The sequence below is a fragment of the Desulfobulbus sp. genome (genome assembly GCF_030824455.1).
Lineage (GTDB): Bacteria > Desulfobacterota > Desulfobulbia > Desulfobulbales > Desulfobulbaceae > Desulfobulbus.
This window is the reverse complement of sequence record NZ_JAVBXR010000015.1, coordinates 58,827-77,797: the sequence shown is the minus strand read 5'-3', so window position 1 is coordinate 77,797 and position 18,971 is coordinate 58,827. Positions and strand designations below refer to the sequence as shown.

The following is an 18,971-nucleotide window of genomic DNA, read 5'->3' as shown; positions in this document are numbered from 1 at the left end:
GCCCTTGAAGACCACCTCGAGGACTCGTTACGGACAATGGAATGTGATACACCAAGAGTCCATTCCATCGTCGCGTGGCCGTGGATCATGAGTTCACTTTTGAATTAGAATTGGAATAAATTCGGTCTTTCCCACAATTGGCTTGAGGTTCAATGGAATTTCAACCGGAAGATGTACCCGGATGGGCACTGATACATGTTGCCAGATACTCTAGCGTTGTCCCTTCTCGCTGGCGTTTTGTTTTTTTTTGTCAGATACTCTGGTGTTGGTGAGGACGTGCTGGAAACAGAAAAGCCCATCTTCATACCTCTTGCGGTGGATGACAAGAGTGGACAAAGATGGGCCGCCAGCTTGAATGTTCTATTTTTATCCAATAATATCTATAATTTTGCCGAGTTGCCGGGAAGAGATTTCACTTTCGACTCTTGTGCACATAATACTGATTTTGTTACATCTTATTTTTGGGCAAAACAGTCGAACCCGCTTTTTATGTTCCAAAAATGTCCAAAAAAATGTCACTGCTGTCTCATAAAACTTCCCACAGTAAAATTTGTGGAGAAACAGCAGGTTGAATTGATGGCGGTTTAAAAAGTTCGATCAAATCTCTGGCGAAGAGGTTGAGTTGCAAGAGACGAAGCATCTGTTGCATGGAACTACCCAGTTTTGCTTTGAATTTCAGATAGGCCAACATGAGATAAATGATTTTCCTTATTTTTTCTCGAAGTAGCTGCTTTTCACCTCTTGTCAATTGCCATCTCCCCTCACTCTGTCCAAGCGTGGGATAATTTTTCAGCCTGCCGAAGAACCAGCTCTATCGCCTCATCGCGTTTATCCGACGGATATTTATATTTTTTCAGCAACCTCCTGATCATGTTGCGCATCTGCGCCCGGACGCTCTCCCGCACCTGCCAATCCACCGTGGTGCTGGCCCGGAGCTTCTCGGTCAATTCATGGGCGATTTTTTTCAGGACCTCGCTGCCTAGCTCCCGCACCGCACTTTCATTGTTGGCCAAGGCGTCATAAAAGGCAATTTCATCCGGTGACAGCCCCAGTTCTTGATCGCGTTTCATGGCCGCCTGGAAATCTTTGGCCATCTGGATGAGTTCTTCGATAACCTGGGCTGTTTCAATGGCCCGGTTATGGTATCGGCGCAGCGTCTCCAGCAAACGCTCGCCGTACTTCATCTCCTGCACCACATTGTTGCGGGTTCGCGCCTTGATAGCGTCGCGCAGGAGTTTTTCCAGCAGTTCCACTGCCAAATTCCTGCTTGTGGCATCCGCCGTACATCCGCAAGAAATTCATTCGAAAGCAGACTGATGTTCGGCTTGTCCAATCCGGCCAATGCAAAAATGTCGGCCACACCATCGGCGACCACGGCATTGTCGAGAATCTGTTGCAGCACCGAATTTTTCTCTTCCTCGGCCCGTTTCCTGTCGACGGTCGTATGCTTGATGATGGCGGCCTTGATCGCTGAACAGAACGCAATTTCCTTACGCACGGCGGCGGCCTCATCCAAGGTGCTGCACAGGGAAAAGGCCTTGGTGATTGCCGTCATCACATCAAGAAACCGCTTCTTCCCGTCTTCCAGCCCCAAAAGATGGTTGGCCGCCAGCGGTAGAATCATCAACCCATTAGTGGCAAAATCGCTGTAATCAAAGCCATGCATCATGGCCCGCACCACTTCCAGCTTTTCGAGCAACAGGGCAAAAGCCTCCTCCGCCAATAAGGTCGGAGCGCCCTTGCCCCTGGAATCGGTGTAGTCCTTCAACGCCTTTTTCAGCTCATTGCCAATGCCGATATAGTCCACCACCAGGCCGCCGGGCTTGTCGCGAAACACACGATTAACCCGGGCAATGGCCTGCATCAGGTTGTGTCCGCGCATGGGCTTGTCGACATACATGGTATGACAACAAGGCGCATCAAAGCCAGTGAGCCACATATCCCGAACGATGACCAGCTGGAGTGGATCTTCCGGATCTTTGAACCGTTTGGCAAGCCGCTCCTTCACCTTCTGGCTGTAGACATGTGGTTGCAGTAGTTCCCGGTCCGCAGCAGAGCCGGTCATCACCACCTTGATTGCCCCCTTCTCTGGATCGGGATCATGCCAATCGGGCCGCAAGGCAACGAGAGCCTTGTACATATGCACGCAAATTTCCCGGCTCATGCAGACGACCATGGCTTTTCCGGGCATGACCGCTGACCGCGCTGCAAAATGGGCAGCCAGATCCGCAGCCACCTCGTGCAACCGGGGGGCAGCACCAACCAGCTTCTCCAATGCCGCCCATCGGCTCTTGGTCCGCTCCCGCGTCACCAGGTCCTCTTCGTCCTCGATAACCTCCTCTACCTCCTCGTTCAACTCGTCGATCACATCCCGGTTGATGTCGAGCTTGGCCAGCCTGGACTCGTAATAGATCGGCACCGTGGCCCCATCCTCAACCGCATCCTGGATGTCGTAAATGGACACATAATCCCCGAACACCGCCCGGGTGTCCTTATCTTCCAGAGAAATCGGCGTCCCGGTAAAGCCGATGAAGGAGGCGTTGGGAATGGCGTCACGCAGGTGTTTGGCAAAACCAAAGATATACTGACCCGACTTCGTGTCCAGCCGGGCCTTGAGGCCGTACTGGCTGCGATGGGCCTCATCGCTGATCACCACGATATTGCTGCGTTCACTCAATACCGGGTGGGCCACTTCGCCGTTCATGAGGGAAAATTTTTGCACGGTGGTGAAAAGGATGCCGCCGGCCTGACGGGCTGCCAGCATTTCCCTGAGATCGTCACGGCTGCCGGCCTGCACCGGGGTTTGCCGAAGAAACTCACGGGCATTGGTGAAGGTGGCAAACAACTGGCCGTCCAGATCATTGCGATCCGTCACCACCACGATGGTGGGATTATTCATCTCCGGCTGCCGCAGCAGTTTGGCGGCATAAAAACACATCGACAGACTTTTCCCCGACCCCTGGGTATGCCAGACCACTCCGGCCTTACGCGACCCCGGCACGACTTCCTGGCCGTAGGTAGCCCGAGGTTCCGCAGTCTGTCCCATTTCTGGTTGTTTGGCGGCAATCACCGTCACCCGCACGGCCTCCCGCACGGCATGAAACTGATGATACCCGGCAATCTTTTTGATCCAGGTGTCGCCCTCCTGCTCAAAGAGCACAAAAGAGCGGATGTAGTCCAACAACAACTCCGGATCGAAAAATCCCTTCACCACCTTTTCCAGTTCATAGGTCAACAGTGGTTGGTCGTGTTCATTCTTCAAGGTGCGCCATGGCATGAACCACTCTTTGTTGGCAGTCAGGGAACCAACCCGGGCTGTCCAGCCATCACTCACCACCAGGGCTTCATTACAGACAAAGAGATCGGCAACCTCCTCCTTGTAGGTCTGGAGCTGGTTAAAGGCATCCCAGATATCGGTCTGTTCATTACTCGGATTTTTCAGCTCGATGACTGCGATTGGCAAGCCGTTGATGAACACCACCACATCGGGTCTACGGTGTTGCTTGCTCCCCTGAATGGTGAATTGATTGACCACCAGGAACTGGTTGTTGCGGAAATTGTGAAAATCTATCAACTGGGCATGGTCATGCCGGGTTTCTTCACCCTGATTGAAAACCACCGGCGCCCCTTCCACCAGCAGGCGATGAAAGGCACGGTTGTTATGAAGCAGCACCGGGGATTCGGGCTTGGTCAGGACCAGGGACGCCTCTTCAAGAACAGTGGGCGGCAGATGCGGATTGATGCGCTGTAGTGCCGAAAGCAACCGGCCAATCAAGACAACCTGGCGGTAATCCTGCCGCTCCGGCCTTGCTCCGTCACAGGCGATGTCCGGCCCAAAGACCTGCTCATAGCCGATCTCCTGAAACCAACGCAGGCACAGTTGCTCCAGCTGCGCTTCATTCATCGCCAACCACCTCCCAATGACCACCTTTGGCGGCGCCGATGCGCCTGAGCTTGCTCTCAGCCTGGAGTTTCTGGATGTTGCGCTCAATGCTTCGCCGGGTTATGCCGATTTGTTGCGCCAGCTCAGGTATGGTGATGTGCCCGTTTTGGCGGATGGCATCGATGATTTTCCCCGACGTTTTCCCCGACGTTTTCCCCGACGTTTTCCCCGTCTCTTGTGCCTGCGCCTCCTCAGCCACTCCCCATGCCATTTCTAGCCGGGTTTGGTCGTAGGGAGCAAAGGTATCGTGAATACGAAGCGTTCCCCCCGCGCTCTCCCAGCCCTGACGGATTTTCGGCAGGCCGGAACCGGCCCGCTCCCCCAGATTGATCATCAAAAACATCTGGTGCAGGGTGCGATTGCGGCAGTCGCTTTCGCCACCGCGCAGCGCCTGTTCCACCGGCACCCGCATCAGTCCGGGATTGCGGAACAGAAAACCGCTGGGATCTTTCACCACCAGAATCGATGCCCGGTCCGAGTAGTCGGCGTGCACCAGGGTGTTGACCAGCGCCTCCCGCAAAGCGCGGTGCAGTGGGGTGTCCTCTAGGCGGAAATTGCCTTTGAGGGCAAAAGGGACCTTCAACTCCGCCACCAGTTTCCGTGAAACTCTGCGGAAGAAATCAAAGATGTTGCCGGACCAGCTGCCGTCAGGGACTATCCTGTCCAGCCAGCGAACCTGGCTGGTTTTATCCTCCGGTTGTTCCTGATAGTCGGCAAAATAGAAAGGCGCCCCCTCCTGGATGGCAGGCCATTGCCCGAACATAATCAGCCCGGCCAAGGTCAAGCCCTTCTCCCCGCTTTGCCTGTCCTGGCGAAAGCCGCCGATGACCTGGAGAAACTCCTGATCGGTGAGAGCGATCCAAGGATGATCGGGCCGAAGGGCGGCCAGCATCTTGCGGTAGGCGTGCAGGCTTTCCCGGTCAAGGTCGTCGAGCCCGAAACCGGAGAGTATACGGGTATCGCGGCTGTCTTCCACCTGCTCGGCCAACATCCGCTTGACGGTTTCATCGTCGCAGGGACGGTCACCTTCGTGCAGGCGGCGATAGGTATTGCCCTTAAAGGGGTTGCCGTTGAGGTACACCGGCTTCTGCTTGCGATGCGCGGCCGGCACCCGAATCTGGATGATCTCTTTATCGGCGACCTGAAGAATGGCGACATCCTGATCGGTCAGGAGGTTGCAGCTGACTTTCTGCGGGTTGTTGAGGTGATTAAACAGCACCCGGACGATGCGTTGCGGGTCGCCCAGGCCATGCAGGGAAAAACGGTCCTGCTTTTGTTTGATCCCCAATACGATGACCCCGCCGTGGGTATTGGCAAAGGCGCTGTAGGTCGGCCAGAAATCGGTGGGGAGTTCCCCTTTGCCGTCTTTGCCGGCGGCAAGTTTGCATTCGAGATCAACGGATTCGGAGAGGGTTGCGATGTCGGCGAGTGATTGAATGGTCTTCACCGGGGGACTCCTGGATCAAAGGCTCCGCCATCGTCTACTCTACCGGCCGCCTGAAGGAGAGTTGCAATTATCCTCTCCACAACCTGTTCCCGTGCCCCTACAGGATACCCATTTTTCCGCAACACAACTCGCGCAGCAATGCGTACTTTAGCCAGTGCGATGTCCCTTTTCTCCCAGTCAACCACCTTCTGTTTATTGATTTCACTAACCAACTGTTTGGCGATGAGTTGAATGCGGCCAGGCTCAACCTGGGAACTCTCTGCGGGCTCACGCAAGATTGCGGCGACCATAGCCACCTCGTCCTGACTCTCGGGTGTTCCAGCAGACTTGCTTGTTACCTTTTGCTCTGCAGGCTCTTGTTTTACAACAGATGCAACCAGCTCTTGAGCAGCTTCAGCAAGAGCCCGCTGACGCTGCTCTTCCTCCATAAGTAGGTTACAGTAATCGGAGGCGCCGAGAAGGTCGGGAAAGAGGCTGGCGTGGTGCACGTTCATCCGGCGCAGGCTTCTCAAGCAACCTTGCCGGTCCTCGTTTTTGATATAAATTTTACAGAGGTAGTGGGCGAGCAAAGCAGCTTCGTTGTCTTCATCCGCCTCTTTGAACTCATCAAAGTCGGAAATGGTTTCGATGAGCTTGTTTTCTATGGTCGCGTCGGTGGGAGAATAGGTGAAAAGGCCCGCCTGGTTGACTAACCGGCCATGGTCATCTTTCCGAGGTTCGAGCAATCGGATGTCCGGACAACGCCCATCATCGGCAACAAAAGATTTGTTGAGCACATACACCGCACGATAAGGGTTGTCGTCCTCTCCTTGCTGGTCTTCCTTGGCAAAGGCAAAAAATAAAGCCACAAAGGGAGAGTAGGTCCAGTCGAGCAACGGAGTCATAAGACCATGATGCTGGCCCACAGCCCAGAGTTCATCCTCCTGTTCAGCTTCAACAAGCAGCGAGGTGTCTTTCAGCCTACCACGCACCGCTCGCCTGAATAATTCGAGATGTCTGTTAGACAACTGTTCACTGACAATACCGTTCTCGGTCAAGCGGCCAAGGGTGGGCAGTAGACTCCAGTCATAGCGACGATGGCCTCGGAAGACAAATTGAATGCCGTTGGTGTTGAAAAAGCTGCTCTCCAGTAGACTGGAAAAATCCTGCCAGCGCTCAATTCTGGTGACCGGGATGCGACCGCTGAGACGGTCGGCCATGATCTCAAAGCATTGTCCGGATGGGTTCCAAACCGGTATGCTCTCCCAATACGTATTCTCCATTATTCACCATCAAACAGCCATCTGCTGTAGGTCAATTTCACCGGAAAGGAGTTTGGGGAGGAGGGCGTCGCGGAGCTGAGCGAGAGATGTTGATTCCCTTTTCAACACCACAATTTCTTCAAAAAGGCTATTTGCCAAATTATTAAAAATGCTAATGAGTGCTACCGGTGGAAGAATACAATGAAAACAATCAATATCACCTTTGCCAAGATGAATAACCGTTGTCGCTGTTTCAGTCGCTTCAATGTGAGCTAATTGAGGGGATATTGTAAATATCAAAAAAGCTGTAGAATACTGTTCTTTTGCTTTAAAGCAACAAACTCGTTGGTTGAGCCAAGCATTTTCTCCTCCCCAAAGATAAGGGCGAAACTCTCCATCCATGCCAACCAACAAATCTCCTGGTGTAACCATATAACCTTTGGAGTGGATTTCGTCGGTGTAGACACCGGGAACTTCATTCTTCAAATCTCTAATTCTGATAAGAGGTACCCCAATATTTTCGTTATTAAAAAGTTTGGACTTAAAAGGGGCGCCATAGATGACATCACAAATTGTGTAAATTGATGTTCTTTCCCACCCTTTCGGGATCAGCCCCTGTTCAGAGTCGATCAGTTCATCGGGGAAGAGGGAGGCGGTAGCATGGAGCTGAGAGAACTGATCGGTGGAAAGTCGGTCGAGTTCATCATCGGATTTACCGCTGATGGCACACATGGCGGCTCGTTCTGGTTCTTGGCCGTTGGCCTTGGCATCAATCTTGGCCTTGACCGGCTCAAAATCCACAAACCAGGATTTGAAGATGGCTTGGGTTATCTCCTCCAGGGTCTGGTTTGCTTGACAGTTTGATGTTATTTTATTTGCGAAACATTTTAACAATTGCCCAATCAATCTTTGCTCATTAATGCAGGGGAGGTAAAATTCATAACTGGTAATTCTTTCAGGAGACGTATGAAGTATTTTAGTGCCAGTTGCTGTGTTAAACAGATGATTTTTAAAATTTTTTGAAATAAATAACCAATACAGAAATTCATCATCAACTAAATTTTTATCTTTAATTATTACTCTTCCGAGACGTTGATTATGTAGATACAGTTTTCCATCATTGGGAATCCTGCCAGGTATTCCTAAAATTTCTCCACCGGCAGTCTGGCAAGTCATAGCCAGAAGTATCTCTTCAGCGTTAAGCTCATATTCTTTTGGATAAACCCCTGCATAACGTTTAATTCTTGTATAGTCGAATCGAAAGCCACCGCTGTAATCAAAGTTTCCAATTGCCACAACAATAGGGCCTTTACTTAAACCTTCGACAATATATTCCCCTTTAAAAGCCCAACCATGTTTGACTTCTATCAGTTCCGATAAACGAGTTTTGTTCCAATCAGAACTCATACCCGATCCTTGCTAGATTCTCTTTGATCTGAGCCTCTAACCGAGCGCTTGCAGCAAACTGCTCTGAAAGTTGAACCGTCAACCGTTCCATCTTCGCGGCGAAGGGTTCGCCGTCGTCCTCTTCTTCCGCTGTTCCCACATAGCGGCCCGGGGTCAGGACATGGTCATAACCGGCTATTTCCTCCAGCGTGGCCGCTTTGCAGAATCCAGCCTCGTCCTCGCAGCCCTCCCCCTTCCGCCAACCATGAAAGGTGCCGGCTATCCGCTCGATATCCTCTCTGGTGAAATCCCGCAGCACCCGATCCTTCATGTAGCCCAGCTTACGGGCATCGATGAACAACACCTCGCCGGATCGATCGCGAAAGCCGTTGCGGGCCATTTTGTTGCGAGTCAGAAACCAGATGCAGGCCGGAATCTGGGTGTTGGTGAACAACTGACCGGGTAGGGCCACCATGCACTCCACCAGATCCTGCTCGACCAAGGCCTTGCGGATGGCGCCTTCGGTGTTGGTATTGGAACTCATCGAGCCGTTGGCCAGCAAAAGCCCCATGGAACCATTGGGCGCCAGGTGGTAGAGCATGTGCTGTAGCCAGGCAAAGTTGGCATTGCCGGTCGGCGGACGACCGTATTGCCAGCGTGGGTCGTCGTCGCTGACACCGATGTCCCACTCCTTCATGTTGAAGGGCGGATTGGCCATGATGTAGTTGGCCCGCAGGTCCGGGTGCTGGTCGTTGGTGAAGGTGTTGGCCGGTTCCTTGCCGAAGTTGAAATCCAGGCCGCGAATCACCATGTTCATTGCCGCCAACTGCCAGGTGGTGTGGTTGTACTCCTGGCCATAGATGGAGACGTTGCCGATGGCGCCGCCATGCTCCTTGATGAACCGCTCGCTCTGGACGAAAAAGCCGCCGGAGCCCATGGCTGGGTCATACACCCGCCCCTGGAAGGGTTGCAGCATCTCAACGATCAGGCTGACGATGGATTTGGGGGTGTAGAACTGGCCGCCCTTCTTGCCCTCGGCCAGGGCGAACTGCCCCAGGAAGTATTCGTAGACATGGCCAAGGATGTCCTTGGATTGCAAGGTTTCGTGGGTGAAAGGGATTTCGGAGAGCAGATTGATCAGCTCGATCAGCTTGGATTGGTCGATCTGTAGGCGGCCATACTGCTTGTTGAGTACGTCCTTGAGCTTGGGGTTGTCCTTTTCGATGGCCTCCAGGGCATCATCGATCAACCGCCCCACGCTGCGGAAGGTGTAGGTGTGGGTGCTGCCGTTTTTGATCTCGATCTCGGTGCCCGGCGCCAGGTTGGCATTGTCGCGCAGGGTCTGCCAACGGGCCAGCTGGGGAACCCAGAAGACATTCTTCTCGGTGTAATAGTCCCGAATCTCCAGCTCAGACTCCACTTCGGCCAGATACTCCTCCGGAGATGAAAAATCTTCCGGGTCAATATAATAGTCATGTCCCGTATCCTCGAATTGGTCAAACAAATCCTTGCGCCGTACATCAAAGGCATCAGACACATATTTGACAAACAACAGCCCGAGTACGGCGTGCTTGTACTGGGACGCATCCAGGGTGGAGCGCAGCTTGTCCGCTGCAATCCACAGCTTTTTATCCAGGGCATCAAGAAATTGGTGTTCGGTTTGCGACATAAGAAACGCTTCCTTTCAGTTGACAGACAGAAAACTCTTGCACCACCATGCCCTATCAGGGCACAGTTTCTCCCCCTGTCTGGTCACTTTATATTGGCATCATGGCTGTGTGACCAAGGGCTTTTAATGAATGCGCCGGCTGGCTGAATCAGACCTTGACGGTATAACAATGAGCAAGATCGGACAACAAAAAAACCCGTAATCCTCAATGGATTACGGGTTTTACCTTTCCTGCGATGTTGCTGAATTATAAAATGGTGGAGGCGCCGGGAGTTGAACCCGGGTCCGAAAATTCTCCCCCTATGTCTCTACATGCTTAGTTCCAGGATTGAGTCTCGCATCCGCTTCTCACCCGGAACCGGGATATTCGGATGCCAGCCTGAGAAATCTCATCGTCCGCGCTCCAGGCAAGCACGGTCAACCAGCCTGTTGAGTCGACGCCCCGAATCCGGTCCTACAGGCAAGGACCGGTGGAACGGCACAGCAGCTTACGCTGCCAGTGCGTAGTTATAATCGTCTGCGATTATATTTATTTCCGTCATTTTTACGAGCTGACAGAAACTCGGCATGCAACATTAGGCTTCAATATCCCCGTCGAATCCGTTTCGCCCCCATATTTGCGTATTGTTAAGTTTTTTTAGTGGCAGACCAAGCAGAAACCGCCCCGGAAAATCAGTCGTCGCGCCGCAAGGAGCGTTCCATCTCGCGGTTGGAATCCTTCTCTTTCAGGGCCGCTCGTTTGTCGTAGAGCTTTTTGCCGCGGGCAAGTCCCAATTCCAATTTGGCCTTACCGTTGTCAATAAAGTATATCTTGAGGGGGATAAGCGCAATCCCTTTCTCATGCAACTTGCCGATCAGCTTGCGAATCTCGCGCCGATGCATTAGCAGCTTGCGCACCCGAAGCGGGTCCTGGCTGACCAGGGTGGCAAAGGAGTAGGGTGAAATGTGGACGTTGTGGAGAAAAACTTCACCGTCCCTGAGTTGGGCGTAGCCGTCGCGGAGATTGGCCTTGCCGGCCCGCAACGATTTGACCTCCGCGCCGCTGAGCACCATGCCGACCTCGAAAATCTGGTCGATGTGGTAATCGTGAAACGCTTTCTTGTTTTTGCTGACGATTTTTTGTCCCATTGTACGCTATGCTCCTGATTGGCTCTGATGGGGCCACTATAGGTCGTCTTTGCGGGAACGCCACGGAAAAATCACGCCGCGTCCATTTCTCCGGTGACGCGCAGCGCCTCCTCCACCGTGGTCAGGCCAGCCTGCACCTTACGCCAGGCGTCCTCGCGCAAAGTGGTCATGCCTTCGCGGATGGCCACTTGGCGCAGGTCGGAATCATTGGCCCGGGCCGCGATCATTTTTTTCAGCTGTTCCGACATAGGGAACACTTCAAAAATGCCCAATCGTCCGAGATAGCCGGTGTTGCGGCACTGCAAACAACCTTTGCCCCGGGTCAGCTCGACCGTTTCCCGGCCAATCACCGGAAAACCCAGTTTGCGCAGCCCCGCGGCGTCAACCGTGTAGGGTTCCGCGCAGTGCGGACAGATCCGCCGCACCAGCCGTTGCGCCAAGGCCCCAAGCATGGTCGAGGCGATGAGGAAGGGTTCCAGCCCCAGGTCTTCGAGCCGGATGATGGTTGAAACCGCATCGTTGGTGTGCAGGGTGGAAAAAACCAGGTGCCCGGTGAGAGCCGCCTGCACCGCATGGGAAGCGGTTTCCAGATCGCGAATCTCGCCGATCATGATGATGTCCGGGTCCTGGCGGAGGATGTTGCGCAGGATGGTGGAAAAGGTGACGTCGATCTGCGCCTGCACCGCAATCTGGTTGAAGTCCTCATGGACCATTTCCACCGGGTCTTCGACGGTGACGATGTTCTTTTCCGGCGAGGCGATCTGTTTCAAGGTGGAGTAGAGGGTGGTCGACTTGCCGCTGCCGGTCGGGCCGGTCACCAGCACAATGCCGTGGGCGGCGGTCATGAAATTGTTGTACACCGCCCGGTCCCGCCGGGAAAAGCCGAGGTTGTCCAACTGCTGAAAGATCACGTCGGGATTGAGAATCCGCATGACCGTCTTTTCGCCAAAGGCCACCGGCACGGTGGAGACGCGAATTTCCGCTTCCTGGCCCTCTTCGCGTCGACCAATCTTGATGCGGCCGTCCTGGGGGCGCCGTTTTTCGGCGATATCCAGACGCGCCAGGCTCTTGATCCGCGAGGTGATGGCGGAATGGACCGCCTTGGGCAGCTTGTAGATGGTGTGGAGGATGCCGTCGATGCGAAAACGCACCAGGCAGACGTTGCGTTTGGGTTCGATGTGAATGTCGCTGGCCCGCTGCTCAAGCGCGTAGCTGAACAGGTGGTTGACCGCCGCTTTGATGTGCTGATCGGTGGAGCTGAGCTCCTTGGTGGTGGCCAGACGCACATACTGTTCGAGGTTGCCGATGTCAACGGTGGCCGAGGTTGCGGGGCCGCCGAACTGCGATTCCGCGGCGGTGATCGAGCGCTGAAAGCCGAAAAACTCGGCCAGGATTTTCTTGATGTCGGTGCGGGTGGACAGATAGGGCCGCACCTTCACTTGGTTGGCCCGCTCGATGTCGTCCAGCACGTGGCGGTTGTCCGGGTGGTAGGTGACCACCTCGAGCACGCCGTTGTGCACGCCCACCGGCAGGATCAGGTGGTTGACGGCAAAGGAGCGGGGAATCGTCTTGGTGACGGTGTCCATGTCCAGCTCCAGAGGGTCGAGCTTTTTGAACGGAATTTTGAGCCCGCGGCTGACGGCGCGAATGATCAGCTCTTCCGTCAAGGCGGCTTTGGGCGGACCAGCGCTTTCCAGGCCCAGGGAAACGATGACGTCCACCAGGTCCGGGAAGCCCTTGTCCTGCCGGGCCTCGTCTTCCTGGCGGCGGCCGCCGAACTGCTTGAGCAATTTCTGGCGCTGCTTGCCTTTTTGCAAAACGATGAATTGCCGCTGTTCGGCAGTGATGGTCTGCTCTTTGACCAGCAAATCGAGCAGGGCGTCGCTGTTGAGAAATGACATAATGTCCGTTGGAGGTTGGGTCGACAGGAAAAGACGGCGTCAATGGTGTTCCCAGTTTCCCTGGCTGACGCAGGAGAAGCAAGGCTTTTCAGCGCCGGGCCAGTCTTCGGGGCGCATCGGATTGAGAAAGATGGGGGAACAGGCAGAGAGGCGCGACCAGGCGGAACGAACGCGACTGGAGGCGAAAAGGCGGCGGGAAAAGCGCGCCGGCTTAGTTGGGCCAGCCGTGGGCGCCGATCAGGTCGACGAAACGCACCTGTTCGAGGGTGGTTACACTGATTTCGCCGTCCTTTTTATCCACCACCTGCAACTCCTGCACGTCCTGGCCGCCAACCGGCATGACCAGGCGGCCAGGGTCCGCCAGCTGCGCAATCAGGGGTTCGGGAATGCGCGGCCCGCCTGCGGTGACGATGATGCGGTCAAAGGGGGCCTCGGCGGGCCAGCCCACCGTGCCGTCGTCGATGCGCGACACGATGTTGTGGTAGCGGAGCCGATCAAACACCTTGCGCGCCCGACCGACCAGGCCGTCGATCCGTTCCACGGTGAACACCTTGCTGCAAAGACGGGAAAGAATCGCCGCGTGGTACCCGGAGCCGGTGCCGATCTCCAGGATTTTTTCCGATCCGTTAAGATCCAGGGCCAGGGTCATCAGCGCCACCACATAGGGCTGGGAGATGGTCTGGCCATTGCCTATGGGCAGGGGAAAATCGCCGTAGGCATGGGATTGAATGGCGTCCTCGACAAACAGGTGGCGAGGGACCGTGCGCATGGCTTCAAGCACCCGTTGGTCGTTGATCCCTCGGGCAACCAGCTGCTCTTCGATCATCCGTTCCCGGTTGATGTCAAAGCTGGTGGGTGGGCTCACTTGACCTCTTCCCAGGTGAAATCTTCGACCCACTTGCGGTCGGACTCGTTGAAGTTGCGAAATTCACAGTTGCTAACCATGTCTTTCTCAATGGTGACCACGATCATCTCGTAGCCGCCGGGGCCCGCCATCGGCCCAAGGACCGGCATGTTGCCGAATAATCCAGGGCGGTCCTCATAGTAGACATATTCACTGACGCCGGGAGAGATCTCCCGCCGGCCATTGGGCTCGCCCAGGTATTTCTGCACATCCTTGACCGATGATTGTCCCGGCTTGATCAAGGCGGCGTCGGAGGCCAGATGCCGCACCTGTTTGGAGTAACAACCGGAGAGCAAAAGAAGGGCAAGGAAGAACATAAACAGGGTTGAACGCATCGAATTCCCTCCAGGAACAATCCGTGCAAATTAAAAAAGGTTGTGTTCCTATATCGTGAACACAACCTTTTTTCAAGGTCAGACTCTCGCCCCATGCAGAAATCAAACCAAAAACCGACGCCTTACACGTTGGCTTAGCGCCGGCTGGACCTTCTGCAAGAGGGGCAAGCGCTGCGAAAACGGCGCTTAAACAGCAGGTCCGCTGCCGCCGGTCACCCGCTCAAGAATGCGGTAGTTGCGCCGCACCATCGCCATCGGGTCCACCATCAGGCCGGCCTGAATCATGGCGTTATCGTAAAGTTGCTCGACCACGTCCTGGGCAAACGCCGCGTCGTTTTCGTGCAGGCTTGCCAACTGTTTGATCAGCGGACTGGCGGCGTTGATCTCCATGTCTTTCTTGGAGCCCATGCCAAAGGTTTCGGCCTGACCGGAGGCCTTGAGCACCCGCTCCATGGAGCTGGTCATGTAGCCGTCGACGTTGACGATCATGGCCGGGCTGTCCACCAGGCGACTGGAGACCTTGACCTCCTGGACGCGTTCGCCCAGGGCCTCTTTCATCCACTGGCAGAGGGTTTTGATCTGGCCGGCGTCCAGGGGCGCGCCGCTCTCTTTGGTTTCCGTTTCGGGCGTGGTTTCGGTCGACTCGGGCAGGCTCAGATCGGCGCGGTCGGCGGACACCAGTTTCTTGCCGTCGTATTCGCCCAGATGGTTGAGCACAAAGTCGTCGATGGGCTCCAGGGTGTAGAAGATTTCAACGCCCCGCTTCTTGAACATCTCGACGTAAGGGCCGTATTCGACCGCCACCCGGCTGGGGCCGTTGATGTAGTAGATCTTGTCCTGGCCTTCCCGCATCCGGCCGACATATTCATCCAGCGAAATCATCGCGCCGGGCTCGCTGGCCGAGGACTCAAAACGGAGCAGCTTGGCAAGATCGGTGCGATGCTCGAAATCCGAGGTCACCCCCTCTTTGATGAAGATGCCGAAGGTCTTCCAGAATTCAAGATATTTGGCGCTGTCGCGCCCGGCCTCTTCGCCCAGGAATTTAATCACTCGCTTGGTCAGCACTCGGCGCAGTTTGCCCACCAGGGCGTTGTCCTGCAGCGACTGCCGGGAAATGTTGAGCGGCAGGTCCTCGGAATCGACCACGCCCTTGAGGAAACGGAGCCACTCGGGCAGGATGTTTTCGCTGTGCTGATCGATCAGCACCTTCTGGCAGTAGAGGTTGACTCCGGGCTGCATCCGGCCCATGCCCAGGACTTCGAAATTTTCCTTGGGCACATAGACCAGGGCGTTGATAGCCAGGGGCGCGTCGGCGGAAAAGTGGAGCCGATACAAGGGCTCGTCGGCCGCCGTGCCGATGAACTTGTAGAATTCGTTGTATTCCTCTTCGCTGATCTCGTTCTTGGAGCGAGTCCAGATGGCCTGGACGGTGTTGACCGTTTTTCCCTCCACCTTGACCGGGAACGGAACAAAGGTCGAATACTGCTGAATGATCCGCTCGATGGTGAACTTGGAGCCGTAGGTCTGGGCGTCGTCCTTGAGTTCGATGATGATCTTGGTGCCTCGGTGCAAACCGGCGCAGGGGCTGACGGTGTAGGTTCCGCCGCCGTCCGAGGCCCATTCCCAGCCGTCGCCGCCGTTCCAGGAGCGAGTCTGCACCTTCACGGTTTTGGCGGCCATGAACACCGAATAAAAGCCAACCCCGAACTGGCCGATGAGGTTGACGTCCTTCTTGGCGGCTTCAGCCAATTGCTCGAAAAAATGGGACGATCCCGAATGGGCGATGGTGCCGAGGTTGGTCTCCAACTCGTCCTTGGTCATGCCGATGCCGGTGTCGGCAATGGTCAGGGTGTGTTTTTTGTCGTCGCAGTCAATGGTGATTTCCAGGGGCACATGGGCGTCGAACTCGACTTTTTCGATCAGGCTCTGGTGCCGGAATTTTTCCAGGGCGTCGGCGGCGTTGGACACCAACTCGCGGACAAAAATGTCGCGCTCGGTGTAAAGCGAGTTGATGACAATATCCAGGACCTTTCTGGTCTCCGCCTGAAACTGCTTGGTTTCAACCTGTGTTTCTGACATGGGGCTGTTCCTCTATAATGGGGTGTGATGGAGTTTTAGGGCCGGGAAACGAGAAGATTTCCAGGCAATACCAGGGGATAAAGGGTCTTCCCTTTATCCGGGCAAAATGGTAAGCACGAATGCACCACTGTCAAGATAACCAAAAACCGCCTGAAAACGGCTAATACAGTCACAAAACACCATGCATTTATCGAATTATGACGTCTGTGTAGTCGGCGCCGGCCTCTCCGGTCTGAGCGCCGCCGCCTTTGTTCTCCGGCAGCAGCCGGCGCTGAACCTGCTGGTCCTGGAGCAGGCAACCGAACCGGGCGGCGCCGTCGCCACCTATCACGACCGTGGCTACCAGGCCGAATGGGGGCCGCATGGGTTTCTCGACAACTGCGAGGAGAGCAGGGAGTTAATCCAACTGGCCGGGCTGGAGGCGGAGGCAACCACCGCGCCGCTGGACCGATTTGTCCGCTATGTCTGCCTGGGCGGCCGTCTGCAATGCATTCCGCAGCAGCCGCTCAAGATTCTCCGTCAGCCGCTGATCCCCTGGAGCGCCAAGCTGCGGGTGCTGGCCGATCTGTGGACCGCGCCGCTGGCAGGCGAGCCGTCGGTGGCCGAATGGGTGTCGCATCGGTTCGGCAAGGCCCTGCTGCCCTTTGCCGATGCGGTGTACACCGGCACCTATGCCGGCGACATCGAGCGGCTTTCGATCGACGCGGTTATGCCGGGAGTGCGGGATCTGGAGCGTGCCCACGGCTCGGTGATTCGCGGCGTGTTCAAAAAAATGCGCGCCGCCAGGGGGAACAAGGGAGGTAAAACCGGCAGGAAGGGGTTGCCGGCCATGACCAGCTTCAGCGGCGGCATGGCCATGCTGCCCGGGCGGCTGGCCGATGGGTTGGCGGCGCAGGGACGTCTGGCATACGACCGGGGCGTGCTGGAGGTGAAGCCGGAGGGCGAGGGCTGGCGGCTCGCGACCAACCAGGGGGAGTTGACCTGCCGCCATCTGGTGCTGGCCCTGCCGGTGAATCAGGCGCTGTCCCTGCTGGACGGGGTCCTGCCGCCGCCGCCCTTGAGCAGCATCCCCGAGGCCCGGATTCTCTCGGTGCTGCTAGGATTTGACCACCGGGCCCGGATTCCCTTTGGCTTTGGCTATCTGGCGCCGGAATCGGAACAGCGCTTTGCTCTGGGGGCGCTCTTTTCCTCGCACATGTTTCCCGGCCGGGCGCCGCAAGGCTGCCATCTGCTGGAAGCCCTGGTCGGTGGCCGGCGGCATCCCGAGCGGTTGGAGTTAAGCGACGACGAGCTCATCCAAGGCGTGCTCCAGGATCTCGGCCAATTGATGGAACTGCCGCCGCCCAGCTTCAGCGCCGTGCTTCGGCCCCGAGCCGGCATTCCCCAGCTGGAGGCCGGCTATACCGGCCTGCTGGCCTGGCGCGACGCGGTCCACGCCGCCCATCCTGGCCTCCACCTCTGCGGCTTTGGCTGGAAAGGGATCGGCATCAACGATATGGTCAAAGAGGCGCGACGGATGGCGCTGCGGATCGGCGCCCAGGACAGGGGACCTGAAGGCGCGGAGGTGAAAGGGGTCTACTTTTAACGGCTGCGGCCGGGGCCGGTCGGGAAATCGGTCTTATTTCTTGAGCTTGGCGCAGAGCAACTCCACCTGCTCGCGGACCGTGGTCTGCTGCGACATGTCCTTGGTGATGGTCTTGATGGCGTAGAGCACGGTCGAGTGGTCGCGGTTGTACATGTTGCCGATGTCGGCCAGCGATTTGTCGGTGTACTTACGGGTGAGGTACATGGCCATCTGGCGGGGAAAGGTGATGGAGCGTTTGCGCGAGCGCGAGCGCAGGTCCTCGACGCTCACCCGAAACTGACGGCCAATAAGATCGCGGATGGTTTCGCCGGTAATTTCCACCGCGTTGCCGATCAAACCGTAGATAACGTCCCGAACCATGCTCATGTCCGGCGGCGCGCCCAGCAGGCAGGATTTGGCCTTGATGCCGATGATGGCGCTCTCCATCCGGCGCACGTCGCCTTGCAGGGTCTCGGCCATGAAACCCACCAGATCGTCGTCGCCGCCCAAGCCGTGCAACTGGAGTTTGTGGCGGATGATCCGCGCCCGGGTGGCGTAATCCGGCGATTCAATTCCGGTCACCAGGCCCGAGGTCATGCGGCTGCGAAAATCGTCGTCAATGCCCGCCAACTTGGTCGGGGCCAGGGCCGAGGTGAGAATCACTCGCCGACCGGATTTGATCAGATAATCGAGGATGGTGTTGAGTTCTTCCTGGGTCTTGTTCTTGCCGGTCAGGGTGTGGACGTCTTCCACCAGCAACATGTCGCAGTCGTTGATGTATTTTTTGGAAAACTGCTCCATGGAGTTGGAGCGGATGCCCTTGACCATCTCGGCCGAAAATTGCTGGGCGGTCAGGTAGTGCAGCCGGGTGGAAGGCGCGGAGCGCAGCACCTGATGGACCACCGCTTGGGTCAGATGACTTTTGCCCAGGCCCGTGGTGCTGTTCATAAACAGGCAGTGGCCAAAGGTGGAATCGCCGGTGGCCAGGGCCTGACAGGCGGAACGGGCCAGGATGTTCGATTCGCCGACCATGAACTGGTCAAAGGTGAAGGCCGGATGGAGCGAGCGTAGACGAGGGCCGCCGCTGACCACCCCAGGGAGCCGCAATTGACCGCCCTTGCCGGTTTCAACCCGCAGCGGCGGGGCGTCGGCCACGTTGATGCGCACATCGGCGATCTCGCCCACTTCAGAGGCCTTGCTGCGAATCAGCGCGAGGTAGCGATCTTCCACCCAGGCACAGAAGAACCGGTCCGGCCCGACAAGCTCCAGCACCTGATCGTCGTGCCGCCGACATTCCAGCGGTTTGATCCACAGGCCGAATTCGCTTTCCGGTAAGGCTCCGTGCAAAGAGGTTTTAATCGCATTCCACAACAT

General features: G+C 56.2%; 12 protein-coding genes, 1 other RNA gene and 2 pseudogenes. 2 read left to right on the top strand and 13 right to left on the bottom strand.

Annotated elements, in window-relative coordinates; all coding sequences use genetic code 11:
• Positions 1-195 precede the first annotated feature (195 nt).
• On the top strand, positions 196-588 hold the full coding sequence (locus tag RCH93_RS02790; RefSeq protein ID WP_306546788.1) for a hypothetical protein: 393 nt from the start codon (positions 196-198) through the stop codon (positions 586-588).
• Here RCH93_RS02790 and RCH93_RS02785 read toward each other — a convergent pair.
• The 12 genes and pseudogenes from RCH93_RS02785 to htpG all read right to left on the bottom strand — a co-directional run.
• Positions 527-697: pseudogene (locus RCH93_RS02785) on the bottom strand (IS4 family transposase); the annotation flags it as partial. The gene RCH93_RS02790 and the pseudogene RCH93_RS02785 overlap by 62 nt on opposite strands.
• A gap of 64 nt (positions 698-761) precedes the next feature.
• Positions 762-3,904, bottom strand: a pseudogene (locus RCH93_RS02775) (type I restriction endonuclease subunit R).
• The gene (locus tag RCH93_RS02770) at positions 3,897-5,390 is read right to left on the bottom strand and encodes an RNA-binding domain-containing protein (protein ID WP_306546785.1); all 1,494 of its coding nucleotides are present in this window, start codon (positions 5,388-5,390) and stop codon (positions 3,897-3,899) included. The pseudogene RCH93_RS02775 and the gene RCH93_RS02770 overlap by 8 nt, the downstream one beginning before the upstream one ends.
• Positions 5,387-6,652, bottom strand: coding sequence for an FRG domain-containing protein (locus tag RCH93_RS02765; protein WP_306546784.1), 1,266 nt, complete (start codon positions 6,650-6,652; stop codon positions 5,387-5,389). Before RCH93_RS02765 ends, RCH93_RS02770 begins: the two co-directional genes overlap by 4 nt.
• Before the next feature lie 9 nt (positions 6,653-6,661).
• A complete protein-coding gene (locus RCH93_RS02760; RefSeq protein ID WP_306546783.1) occupies positions 6,662-8,038 on the bottom strand; it encodes a restriction endonuclease subunit S in 1,377 nt (458 codons plus the stop codon).
• The gene (locus RCH93_RS02755) at positions 8,028-9,686 is read right to left on the bottom strand and encodes a class I SAM-dependent DNA methyltransferase (RefSeq protein ID WP_306546782.1); all 1,659 of its coding nucleotides are present in this window, start codon (positions 9,684-9,686) and stop codon (positions 8,028-8,030) included. Before RCH93_RS02755 ends, RCH93_RS02760 begins: the two co-directional genes overlap by 11 nt.
• A 255-nt stretch (positions 9,687-9,941) precedes the next feature.
• Positions 9,942-10,299: a transfer-messenger RNA gene (ssrA, locus tag RCH93_RS02750) on the bottom strand.
• Between the two features lie 59 nt (positions 10,300-10,358).
• Positions 10,359-10,814 carry an SsrA-binding protein SmpB gene (gene smpB, locus RCH93_RS02745; RefSeq protein WP_306546781.1) on the bottom strand — a complete coding sequence of 152 codons (456 nt, stop codon included), beginning with the start codon at positions 10,812-10,814 and terminating at the stop codon, positions 10,359-10,361.
• Positions 10,815-10,885: 71 nt separating this feature from the next.
• A complete protein-coding gene (locus RCH93_RS02740) occupies positions 10,886-12,715 on the bottom strand; it encodes a GspE/PulE family protein (RefSeq protein WP_306546780.1) in 1,830 nt (609 codons plus the stop codon).
• A 211-nt stretch (positions 12,716-12,926) separates the two neighbouring features.
• Positions 12,927-13,541, bottom strand: a complete 615-nt coding sequence (locus RCH93_RS02735; RefSeq protein ID WP_373693245.1) for a protein-L-isoaspartate(D-aspartate) O-methyltransferase — start codon at positions 13,539-13,541, stop codon at positions 12,927-12,929.
• A gap of 35 nt (positions 13,542-13,576) precedes the next feature.
• Positions 13,577-13,954 carry a hypothetical protein gene (locus tag RCH93_RS02730; RefSeq protein ID WP_306546778.1) on the bottom strand — a complete coding sequence of 126 codons (378 nt, stop codon included), beginning with the start codon at positions 13,952-13,954 and terminating at the stop codon, positions 13,577-13,579.
• Positions 13,955-14,140: 186 nt separating this feature from the next.
• Positions 14,141-16,033: a molecular chaperone HtpG gene (gene htpG / locus RCH93_RS02725; RefSeq protein ID WP_306546777.1), complete on the bottom strand. Its 1,893-nt coding sequence runs from the start codon at positions 16,031-16,033 to the stop codon at positions 14,141-14,143.
• Between the two features lie 181 nt (positions 16,034-16,214).
• Between htpG and hemG the strand changes: the two genes are divergently transcribed.
• The gene (hemG, locus tag RCH93_RS02720) at positions 16,215-17,618 is read left to right on the top strand and encodes a protoporphyrinogen oxidase (RefSeq protein ID WP_306546776.1); all 1,404 of its coding nucleotides are present in this window, start codon (positions 16,215-16,217) and stop codon (positions 17,616-17,618) included.
• Between the two features lie 33 nt (positions 17,619-17,651).
• On the opposite strand, the gene dnaA is transcribed toward hemG, so the two are convergent.
• Positions 17,652-18,971: a chromosomal replication initiator protein DnaA gene (gene dnaA, locus RCH93_RS02715; protein ID WP_306546775.1), complete on the bottom strand. Its 1,320-nt coding sequence runs from the start codon at positions 18,969-18,971 to the stop codon at positions 17,652-17,654.

Excerpts from the sequence above, each read along its gene's own strand:
- RCH93_RS02790 (WP_306546788.1), top strand. The coding sequence starts at position 196 with ATGTTGCCAGATACTCTAGCGTTGTCCCTTCTCGCTGGCGTTTTGTTT.
- RCH93_RS02765 (WP_306546784.1), bottom strand. The coding sequence starts at position 6,652 with ATGGAGAATACGTATTGGGAGAGCATACCGGTTTGGAACCCATCCGGA.
- RCH93_RS02760 (WP_306546783.1), bottom strand. The coding sequence starts at position 8,038 with ATGAGTTCTGATTGGAACAAAACTCGTTTATCGGAACTGATAGAAGTC.
- RCH93_RS02755 (WP_306546782.1), bottom strand. The coding sequence starts at position 9,686 with ATGTCGCAAACCGAACACCAATTTCTTGATGCCCTGGATAAAAAGCTG.
- smpB (WP_306546781.1), bottom strand. The coding sequence starts at position 10,814 with ATGGGACAAAAAATCGTCAGCAAAAACAAGAAAGCGTTTCACGATTAC.
- RCH93_RS02740 (WP_306546780.1), bottom strand. The coding sequence starts at position 12,715 with ATGTCATTTCTCAACAGCGACGCCCTGCTCGATTTGCTGGTCAAAGAG.
- RCH93_RS02735 (WP_373693245.1), bottom strand. The coding sequence starts at position 13,541 with ATGATCGAAGAGCAGCTGGTTGCCCGAGGGATCAACGACCAACGGGTG.
- RCH93_RS02730 (WP_306546778.1), bottom strand. The coding sequence starts at position 13,954 with ATGCGTTCAACCCTGTTTATGTTCTTCCTTGCCCTTCTTTTGCTCTCC.
- htpG (WP_306546777.1), bottom strand. The coding sequence starts at position 16,033 with ATGTCAGAAACACAGGTTGAAACCAAGCAGTTTCAGGCGGAGACCAGA.
- hemG (WP_306546776.1), top strand. The coding sequence starts at position 16,215 with ATGCATTTATCGAATTATGACGTCTGTGTAGTCGGCGCCGGCCTCTCC.
- dnaA (WP_306546775.1), bottom strand. The coding sequence starts at position 18,971 with ATGTTGTGGAATGCGATTAAAACCTCTTTGCACGGAGCCTTACCGGAA.